Origin of the sequence: Mycobacterium gordonae, assembly GCF_002101675.1 — a bacterium.
Taxonomy (GTDB): domain Bacteria; phylum Actinomycetota; class Actinomycetes; order Mycobacteriales; family Mycobacteriaceae; genus Mycobacterium; species Mycobacterium gordonae.
Genome location: NZ_LQOY01000171.1, coordinates 1 through 9,421 on the forward strand (window position 1 = coordinate 1; position 9,421 = coordinate 9,421).

The following is a 9,421-nucleotide window of genomic DNA, read 5'->3' on the forward strand; positions in this document are numbered from 1 at the left end:
CCACGACGACGGACCTACGCCAAGCCGCGGCCCCGTCGTAGACGTCGACTCCACACGCCGCTCACCTAGAGATATCGCGCGGTCTGCGCGATCTGCGTTGCGAGCACTACAGTCCCGGCTACGAGGCTCACGATCCGCTCGATCGTCCATCCCTGCGGCTTGGGCATCCCGAACATGCCGGGCGCCGTCAACGCCTGGTCTTGCATGACAGTTCTCCTTGTCAGTTCGTCTGCCCGACGCCGCGACTGGCAAGTCGGTTGCGGCGCAGCGCCCAACAGCGGGCCTGGACTCTTGGCTATCTGTCCGCATCACCGATTGAGGCCGCGAGCGAGACAGGGCGAAGAAGCTTTCCAACTGGGTCTCGGTCGGCCGCGGTGGCTCGCCTGAGCTGCTCTCGTTAATGCAGTCCAGCAGACCGGATGCCACGATCATGAACCCAGCCCGGTCAAGGGTGCGGGAGACCGCCGCGAGCTGGGTGATCATTTCTTTGCGGTCGGGGCCTTGCTCGATTATGGCTATCACCCTGGCGAGTTGACCCTGCGTGCGCCGCAATCGGTTGAGCACCGCGGTGATGGTGTCTTCGTCGCCGAACATTGAATTCCCATCTCCAGTAGACATCCCAGATACTACCCCAGGGGGTATCTGGGTGTCATCTTACCGACCGCTTGAATACCTGTACGGGTATTGGTATGGTGCCAGTCATTGGGCGGGTGCAGTCACACCACGAGTTGTTCATGGCGTCTCCGTCTATCCGACTGCCGCAAGCCCGTATCGTGCCCAACCGTATAGTGGGTCGGTTCTTGGCTGACAGGCGTCAATGCGGAAAGGAACTGACCGATGTCTCGTGTATTGGTCTGAGCCATTGGTGCTGAAGATCGAGAGAGCCGGCAACATGCTATACCCTGAACGGGTATGGGTCCGGACCCATGGAGCCCTGCGGTAAGGGGCAGTGGTCGCCCCATTCCGCAGCTTCGACCACCTGAGCTTCAACGTTCACGATTGACGTGGGCTTGTAGCTTCTGATGCCGTACGTGGCTGTAGCCCGCGCGGCGCCGATGACAACGAATCTGGAAGAACGGAAGGCGTCTCGTGTCTCTTGATCGACAAACTCGTATGAGCCGCATCGCGATCGCTGTGATCAGTGTGACGGTGATGGCCGTGGTGGCCGCGGTGGTGATCGGGCGAAGCGATGACCGCAATGGTGCGCTTGCCACACAGTCGGCCCCCCGCCGTGAAACGCCTGCGACCGTCACCGTCACCCCAGGCCCCAACGCCGTGAACGTTGACCCGCTGGGCGCAGTCACGGTGAGCGCGGCCAACGGCGCCCTGACCGACGTGCAGATGGTAAACGACCAAGACAAGCCGATCCCGGGTGCCATGAGCCCCGACCACCTAGTGTGGAAGCCTGGCGTGCCGCTTGGTTACGGCCGCAGCTACACCATCACCGTGGTCAGTCGCGGGCCGACGGGAACTCCCGCGTCACAGATGTCCCGGTTCACCACGCTCACACCTAAGAATCAGGCCTCGGTGTCGCTGACCACCACCTCGGGTGCGGTGTTGCGCGACGGCGGCAGCTACGGAATCGGCACGGTCATTGTCGCCCACTTCGATGAACCCATCACCGATCGGGCGGCCGCGCAGCGCCGACTGATTGTGACGACGGCTCCGGCCGTGGAGGGCTCCTGGTATTGGGTTGATGACCAGAACGCCCATTGGCGCCCGGAGCATTACTACGCGGCGGGCACGAAAATCAGAGTGGCGGCCAACATCTACGGCGCGCCGCTGGGTGGCGGACTGTACGGCCAACAGGACCAGCAGACTTCGTTCACCATCGGGGACGCGCATGTGTCTATCGCCGACGACAACACCAAACAGGTCAATGTGTACGACAATGGTGTTCTGGTGCGCACCATGCCCACCTCGATGGGCATGGGCGGCACCCAAACCGTCGCCGGCCATACCCTGACATTTTGGACCCCGCCCGGTGTTTACACGGTGATGGATAAGTCCAATCCGGTCGTGATGGATTCGTCGACCTATGGTCTGCCCGTCAGCTCCCATCTCGGCTACCGCGAGACCATCAACTACGCCACCCGCATCAGCCCCGACGGGATCTATCTTCACCAACTCGACAGCACCGTGTGGGCCCAAGGCAACACCGATACTTCCCATGGCTGTCTAAACCTCAACGGCGACAACGCCAAATGGTTCTTCGGGTTTTCCCAGCCAGGCGACATCGTCGAGATCCGCAACACCGGCGGCCCGTCACTGTCGTTGCAGAACAACGGCGACTGGAGTGTGCCCTGGGCGCAATGGCAGGCCGGAAGCGCCCTCGCCTGACCCGGCCCCAACCATGTGCTGGCGCTCACTAACTCGCTAGGCGCCGGTGACGCGATCATCATTGGGCTGGTGCGGTCGCGTATACCTCGACGTAGATCACGGCGGCGGGCATTGCGCGCGGTGGTTAGCTCATTGAACGCGATGTGATTCCCGGCCGGTTCGGGGCAGATCGCCCCGCATAGAAACTTATCGGCCTGAAGGGACTGCCCCGAGTTCAATTGACTCGTGGGTGCGTTCTAGGCCGCGGTTGCGACTGTTGTGTGGAGCAGTTCGAACTCAATCGGGGTGAGCTTGCCGAGTGCGCGTTGCCGGCGGCGTCGGTGGGAGGTCCGCTCGATCACGCCACTATCGCCAAGCGTAGTTCGGCTCGGGTGGACCAGAGTTTTCAGTCGAGCATGTTGCGTTTTAGAAGTGCGAAGAACGACTCCATGGCGGCGCTGTCTGCGCATGCGCCGACGCGGCCCATCGGTCTGTGTAACCCGTTGTGCGACAGTGCGTGGACGAACTTCCGTGACTTGAATTGGCTGCCCCTGTCTCGTTGGTGTAGCCGCGGAATCCTCGGATGGCCTGCTCGGGCCGGGTGTTGACCGGCACTCTGGATGAGCATGACGGCGGCACTGACGGTGAGGACGTGTGGGTATGAAATGACCCCGCCGAGAGGTGTCCGGCGGGGTCGGTGGTTTCGGGGTGTCGGGATGGTGTTCAGTCTGCCGTGACTTCGGCAACGGCGGTGCGAGTGGAGGATTCGTCGACTATGGCTTTGTCGGCGGCGAATGCTACGAGGAGGGTTTGCAGGGCGAGGTTGTTGACCGCGCGGGGATAGCCGCGGCTGGTCTGGTGGACCAGCGCGGCCGCGTCGTCGGAGAGCAGGGTGTCCTCGCGTCCGTCCAGCTTGAGGTGGTGGCGCAGGTAGTTGGCGGTTTCTGTATCGCTCGTGGGCGGCATCGTGTAGCGCAGCCCGAGGCGCTGGTCGAGCGCGGCGAGCACGCCGAGTTTCGTTCGTCGCCGTAGCGTGGGCTGGCCGACGAGCAGGCGTGCGAACGGGCTCAAGGAGTCGAGCTCATGGTTGGTCAAGCGCAACGCTTCCAATTGGTCGTGGCCAAGGAGGTGGGCCTCCTCGACGACTACGACGGGTGTGCGTCCCCGTTCGGCCTGTTCAGCGGCCAGCGCGTCGGCGGCTTGGGGGGCCAGGGTGGCGTGGTGGGTCAACGGTTGCCCACCCAGCGAGGCCACGATGCGGTGGTGGATGCCGCGCACCCCGACGGTGGGATCGGGCAGGTAGATGACGGTGTGGCGGCTATGGTCCAGGCGGGCGAGGGCGGCGCACACCCACGGGCTTGCCGGCGCCCACCTCGCCGGTAATCACTCCGATGCGGCGGTCGGCGACACCAGCCGATACGGGTGACTGCTTCGCTGTGCGCGCTGTGGCGGTGCAGCATGGACGGGGCCAGGTCGCGGCCGAACGGCATCCGAGACAAGCCGTAGTAGGAGATCAGCTTGTCCATCATTGGGGTGCCACCTCCTGGCCGGTGAGCAGGTCGAGCTGTCCGGGGATTTGGTCGCTAGCCCCGTGAGGGCGGCGTGGTTCACGCCGTGGGCCAGCTCGGCTTGATGCGTGATCTCGATCAGCCGCGCGTAGTCGATGCCGGAGGGTTGCGTTGGCGCCGAGGGGGTTTCGGGTTTGGCCTTGGGATGGGTGTGACGCCCGATGTGGTGCGGAATGGCCAGGCCCATCGGCGCGCCGGCCAGACGCACCTCGTTGCGGGTGAGGTCGAACGGGTCGAACACCAGCTCGACCTTGCGGCCGACCAGCGTCGGGTCGACCTCGTAGCTGTTGCCTGTTAACTGAACTACTGGGGTAGTTTTCCCTGTTCAGTGGCGCCCGGGCGTTGGGGGCCGTTAGGGTTCGGCGCCGTGGTCGAAGATGAGTCGGGGCGAGACCTGGGGGCGCTGATCGTTGCTCGGGTCGGGCGGCTGGAGGCGACCGGTTCGCCGTGGGAGCCGTATCGGTTGATCGATCCGCGCGGGGAAGTGGTTGTGCCGGTCGCTGCGTTCCTCAAAGAGGTGCAGGCGTGCGGGCGGTCGCAGGCGACGCAGCGGTCGTATGGTCATGATCTGTTGCGCTGGTTCAGGTTTCTGTGGGCGGTGCAGGTGCCGTGGGACCAGGCGACCTGGGTCGAGGCGCGTGACTTCTGCCGTTGGATTCAGATCGGGAGCAAGCCGGTGAGCGTGCGCTGGGAGTGCAGCGACAAGGCACCCTCTGCGGTGTCCGGTGGGAAGTATGCGCCGCGGACTGCCGCCCATGGGGAGAGTGTGTTGCGGTCATTCTACGACTTTCATGTGGACACCGGTGCCGGGCCGATGCTGAACCCGTTCCCGCTAGTGCGGGAGCGGCGACGCAAACGGTTTGGTGCGCACCATAATCCGATGCATCCACATCGCAACGAGCGTGTCGGGTTGTATCGGCCCAAGCTGGTCGACCGGCTGCCGCGCTGCATGCCGGATGAGAAGTTCAACGAACTGTTCGCCGGGCTGGGATCGCATCGTGATCGGGCGTTGGTCGCTTTCTTCGTCTCGACTGGTGCCCGGGCGTCGGAGTTGCTGGGCGTTCATTGCGGTGATGTGGATGCCGGGTTGCAGCTGATCACGGTGATCCGCAAGGGTAGCCGGGCGGCGCAGCAGCTTCCGGCCTCGCCGGATGCGTTCGTGTGGCTTCGGCTGTATCAGGCGGAGTTTCACGGACAGATGCCGACCAGGCGCGATGATCCGCTGTGGCAGACACTGCGGTGGCCGTTTCGGCCGCTGACTTATCACGCAGGCCGGGCGATGTTCGTCCGCGTCAATTCCGTTCTTGGAACGGACTATTCGATCCATGACCTGCGTCATACTGCTGCCTATCGGATGGCCCGCGACCCGGAGATGGCGCTGACCGATGTGCAGTGGATCTTGGGTCATGCCCAATTGACCACCACCCAGATCTATACCTCGGCTCCGATCGGGGAGACCATCGCAAGCATCCTGGCCCACCATGCGCGGCGGGCGACGGCGCCGTCTGCGCCGGCGCTCATCGCGCCGGAATACCGACCCGAGTCGCTGGATGTGCTGTTCCCGGGAGCCGCGCGGTGACCACGACGGCGCCGGCTTCGTCGGTGGCACCCGCGACGAGCCGCGATCAGCGGCGACCTCGTTCGGATCGCCGCGACGTGTTCGAACTGCGAAAGCAGTTCCCGCCCCGGGTGAATCCTGTGTCGTGGGAGGCGACCGAAGCCTCGCGCGGACGTGTCCTTGCCCGGGTGCTCACCACGCCGTTCACCGCCGATAACGCCGAATACCAGGCCGAGGTGCGCCGAGGTGTACGCACTGTGCTGGACTGGCTAGCAACGATGCCGGGAAGTACCTTGCAGGCGCGGTGGACTGCTTCAGGCGCGGAGCACGCCGCCGACTGGCGGATCCTTGCGGTGACGCCGTTGGCGGCCGGCCGCACCGAAACCGCGGTCAGCAACCTGAAAAGCCGCTTTTCGCGCGGCCTGTCGGTGCTGATCTGCGCCGATGTGATCCGTCCGAGCCTGGGCTGGTTGCTGGCGACTCCGTCGCCGAAGAACCTCGCGACTGCGCTGGCCCGCAGCCGCGACCCGCAAGGGTTCGCGGTGTTGAACGACCAGTGCCAGCGGCTGGCCGTAGGCGACTGGGCCCGCGGGATCGCGCTGGCGCGTATCGCCATGATCATGGCAGGCAAAGGAGGTCGGGCCATCGACATCACCGCCGGCGACTGCATCCAGATGGTGCAGCTCGCCGCGGAGGCCACCAAAGCCAGCGGCAGGGACCGCGGATACCGCAGTGCCTTCTTCTACCAGCTAGTGCGTTCTTTGGGTCGGTTCCCCGACAACGCACCGGCGAGCACTAGAGCGTTTCACGTCCACGGCCAGATGAGCGTCGAGGAGATGATCGACCGATACGGCATCCAGTGCCGGCCAATCCGGGACCTGCTGGTGGACTATCTGCGGGAGTTGCAGGCCGGCTCCGACTACGCGACCGTGCTCCAGCTATCCTATGTGCTGGGCAAGTTGTTCTGGCGCGACTTGGAGCTGCATCACCCGGGCATCGCCTCGCTGGGCCTGCACCACGAGGTCGCCGCGGCATGGAAGCTGCGCATGCAGGTGAAGACGACCACGACGGTCGAGGGCGGCGAGCTCGTCGAGCGTCATACGCCACGACTGTCGGCGATCCAGCACCTGGGCAACGTCCGCACGTTCTATCTGGACATCGCGCAATGGGCCGCCGACGACCCGGCCCGGTGGGGGCCGTGGGTCGCGGTCTGCCCCATCCGTGGCGGCGAATTGACCAGCGGCCGCGCCAAAACCGCCGCTGCCCGCAAGTCCCGGATGGACCAGCGCACTCGCGAACGCCTTCCCGTGCTGCCGACACTGGTGACCGCTGCCGAGAACCGCCGCCAGCGGGCCACCCAAGCGCTGGCCGCAGTCCTGGCCACCGAGCCTGGTCGGGAGATCACCATCGACGGGCAGGCGCTGCGGCGGGCCGAGCATTCACCGGAATCCGGCACCCACCTCTGGGCCGAAGACCCCGCGACCTGCAGTCGTCGTGACCTCAAAGCTGAAGAGCGACGAGCTTTTTGGGCATGGGCCAGCATCGAAGTGCTGCGGCTGACCGGCATCCGCATCGAGGAACTGACCGAACTGTCACACCACAGCCTGATCCAATACCGGCATGCAACCACCGGCGAACTGATTCCGCTGCTGCAGATCACCCCGTCCAAAACCGACGCCGAACGACTGCTCGTGATCTCCCCGGAACTGGCCGACGTGCTGGCCACCATCGTCACCCGCATCCGCCAACCCGACGGCGGCATCCCGCTCGTCTCGGCATACGACTACCACGAGAGGATCTGGAACCCACCGATGCCGCTACTGTTCCAATGGCATTGGCGCCTGGAAGACCGGCCACTGAGCCCCAACATGATCCGCCAGCTGATCAACGACACACTGGCTAGCACCGAGCTGACCGGCGCCAGCGGGGCGCCGCTAAGGGTAACCCCCCACGACTTCCGGCGGCTGTTCATCACCGACGCCGAAATGAGCGATGTTGCAGCTGATGCATCATTCTCCGGACGGCGTGAACGTTTTCTAGCAGGGGCTTGACGTTTCGTCCGAGTTCGGAACTCGCAGCGGCGGCAGCCGAGACACGCCGTGCAGCAGGGGTTTCGGGGGTCTTGTTGCGTCGGATGCCAGGATGTTGCTACAACCGGGAGTGATCATCTAGAAACGCGAACAGATACGTCTTACGGGCCGCAATTCGTATGCCGTACAGCGCATCCCCGGTCCACAGGTCGTGGGGATGCTCGGCTTCGAACCGGCCGAACACCGGCGCCGATCCGCCAGCCGTGCCGCCGGTGAGGCTGAGCCGGTGGAAGTTGCGTTGCAGGGTGCGTTCATCGGGCGCGCCCAGCCTAGCTGGGTGCGCAGGATCCGCCGGATCGCTGCGGCCGTGCGCTGCGGGTCTTCCCGGCGCAGCGCCACCGCCAGCTCCAACGCCTCGGCCGGAGTGCGTGGTGTGCACTGACGCGGATTGGGCACCAGCGCGTCAAACCCGCCGGCGCGCCAGTCGCGGATCCAGCGGTCGATGCTCGGGCGGCTGATACGCACTCGCCGCCCGAACGGGTCGATGTGCTCCCAGGAAGCCAGCTCGCGCACCATCTTTCCCTGCTCCTTGGTCGAAAGCGCCGCATCGGCGGCCTCCCGGATCAACTGGTAGCGAAACAACCCGATCGCCCGCGCGCGCTCTGCACGCACCTTCTCCTCATCGTCGCTGACCGCCACCGGCCCGCTCCTTCCTGGTTGCTGTCCGTCAAACACACAACAGCGCACAGATTTACGGCGTGATCGGCGCCGCCGGCTGGGTCGACTCGTGTTGCACCGGCTCGCCGGGCCAGCCCGGCGCCAACAACCGGCCACCGGAGACCGCCACCGCCGTCTCGGACAGCGACACCTTGGGCAGCAAGAACGGTGTGTGATTGCGGTCGCGACCGCCGCAATCACCGTCACCGCGTCGGCCAACACCCCGCCGGCCGCATCCGGCATCACCGGATCGGCAGCCACCGCAGCCAGCCACACGGTGAACACCGAACGCATCGCCTCGGCCCGCTGGGCAAACCGGCGCAGCCAACCCCGCACCGTCTCGGCCGGACGCGTCGAATCCGCAGCGACTCGGCGAAACCCCACCCGGGGTTGTGGCCTTCGTTGCCAGCGCCGACACGATCACCGCTGCGGTATCGGCGCGGCGCAGCAGCGCGGTCACCGGCAACAAAACATGCGTCACCCCGCACCTAGTGCAGCGCCACCGGCGCTGACACAACTCCACCGGCCCATCCGCGCCGCTGCCGCAACCGTCCCCGCCCCCAACCCGCCAGCACACCCCCGCACGATGGGCAGCTCAGCTCACCAGCCGCCCAGCCTGCGCTCGACTTGATCGACATCTGCTTCTACGGTGACCCCTGCGCCTCCGAGCGCACACAGGCGGCCCTCCCGTAGCACTCGGCCAAGAGACGGCGGGAGGGCCGTCGCCTACCAATGACCTGATCACCGTGCCGCCCCGGCACCACACACACAAACCGGGGCATAACCGGCCCCACGCTGCTTACCGTCAGCGCCGCAACCCTACCTCCATGTGCTCACCCTGAATGCCCCCGAACAGCCGGGTTCGCTGAGGAATTCCTCGGCTTAACGATTCGGGGGATAGTTAGCGTCCGTCGTATCTCTACGTCTGTGGAAGGAGACGGCTATGGGTATGACGGTCGCAGAGATCGGCGTGGTTGCTGTTGCGGAGTTGCGGTCGGCTGGCTACTGGTGAAAGTCGGTCCAGAGCGCGCTGACACTCTTGCGGCTGTTCCGTTTCTCCGGGCCGCTTCCCGAACCCGGCGTGCATCTCTCAATGCACCGGGCTCTCCACAAGACACGTCCTGGTGTCGTGGTGTTTCTCGTCGGCGGTGATGTTGACGACGGTCCAAACGTAGGCCAGGAGTGACGGTCGAAAAGTAGGCCACGTGGTCGTATTTATTGTGCCGTGT

4 protein-coding genes and 6 pseudogenes are annotated in these 9,421 nt (G+C 65.2%); 3 read left to right on the top strand and 7 right to left on the bottom strand.

Annotated elements, in window-relative coordinates; all coding sequences use genetic code 11:
• Positions 1-65 precede the first annotated feature (65 nt).
• Positions 66-206 (bottom strand): hypothetical protein, encoded by a 141-nt coding sequence (locus AWC08_RS38565; protein ID WP_232008128.1) that lies wholly within the window; start codon positions 204-206, stop codon positions 66-68.
• Positions 207-339: 133 nt separating this feature from the next.
• Positions 340-594, bottom strand: a pseudogene (locus AWC08_RS38570) (metal-sensitive transcriptional regulator); the annotation flags it as partial.
• Between the two features lie 519 nt (positions 595-1,113).
• On the opposite strand from AWC08_RS38570, the gene AWC08_RS23330 reads away from it, so the two are divergent.
• Entirely contained in the window at positions 1,114-2,340 is a 1,227-nt protein-coding gene (locus AWC08_RS23330) for a L,D-transpeptidase (RefSeq protein WP_083271413.1), read from the top strand.
• Between the two features lie 236 nt (positions 2,341-2,576).
• On the opposite strand, the pseudogene AWC08_RS35750 reads toward AWC08_RS23330, so the two are convergent.
• The 3 pseudogenes from AWC08_RS35750 to AWC08_RS23345 all read right to left on the bottom strand — a co-directional run.
• Positions 2,577-2,875, bottom strand: a pseudogene (locus AWC08_RS35750) (IS3 family transposase); the annotation flags it as partial.
• 167 nt (positions 2,876-3,042) lie between these two features.
• Positions 3,043-3,848, bottom strand: a pseudogene (locus AWC08_RS23340) (ExeA family protein).
• Positions 3,845-4,200: pseudogene (locus AWC08_RS23345) on the bottom strand (DDE-type integrase/transposase/recombinase); the annotation flags it as partial. The pseudogenes AWC08_RS23345 and AWC08_RS23340, both read right to left, overlap by 4 nt.
• 54 nt (positions 4,201-4,254) lie before the next feature.
• Between AWC08_RS23345 and AWC08_RS23350 the strand changes: the two are divergent.
• Both AWC08_RS23350 and AWC08_RS23355 read left to right on the top strand, forming a co-directional pair.
• Positions 4,255-5,466 carry a tyrosine-type recombinase/integrase gene (locus tag AWC08_RS23350; protein ID WP_055577260.1) on the top strand — a complete coding sequence of 404 codons (1,212 nt, stop codon included), beginning with the start codon at positions 4,255-4,257 and terminating at the stop codon, positions 5,464-5,466.
• Positions 5,463-7,496, top strand: coding sequence for a site-specific integrase (locus tag AWC08_RS23355; RefSeq protein ID WP_069435310.1), 2,034 nt, complete (start codon positions 5,463-5,465; stop codon positions 7,494-7,496). The genes AWC08_RS23350 and AWC08_RS23355 overlap by 4 nt, the downstream gene beginning before the upstream one ends.
• A 100-nt stretch (positions 7,497-7,596) precedes the next feature.
• On the opposite strand, the pseudogene AWC08_RS23360 reads toward AWC08_RS23355, so the two are convergent.
• Positions 7,597-8,174 (bottom strand): annotated as a pseudogene (locus tag AWC08_RS23360) (helix-turn-helix domain-containing protein); the annotation flags it as partial.
• A 52-nt stretch (positions 8,175-8,226) separates the two neighbouring features.
• Positions 8,227-8,870, bottom strand: a pseudogene (locus AWC08_RS38575) (hypothetical protein).
• Positions 8,871-9,421 lie beyond the last annotated feature (551 nt).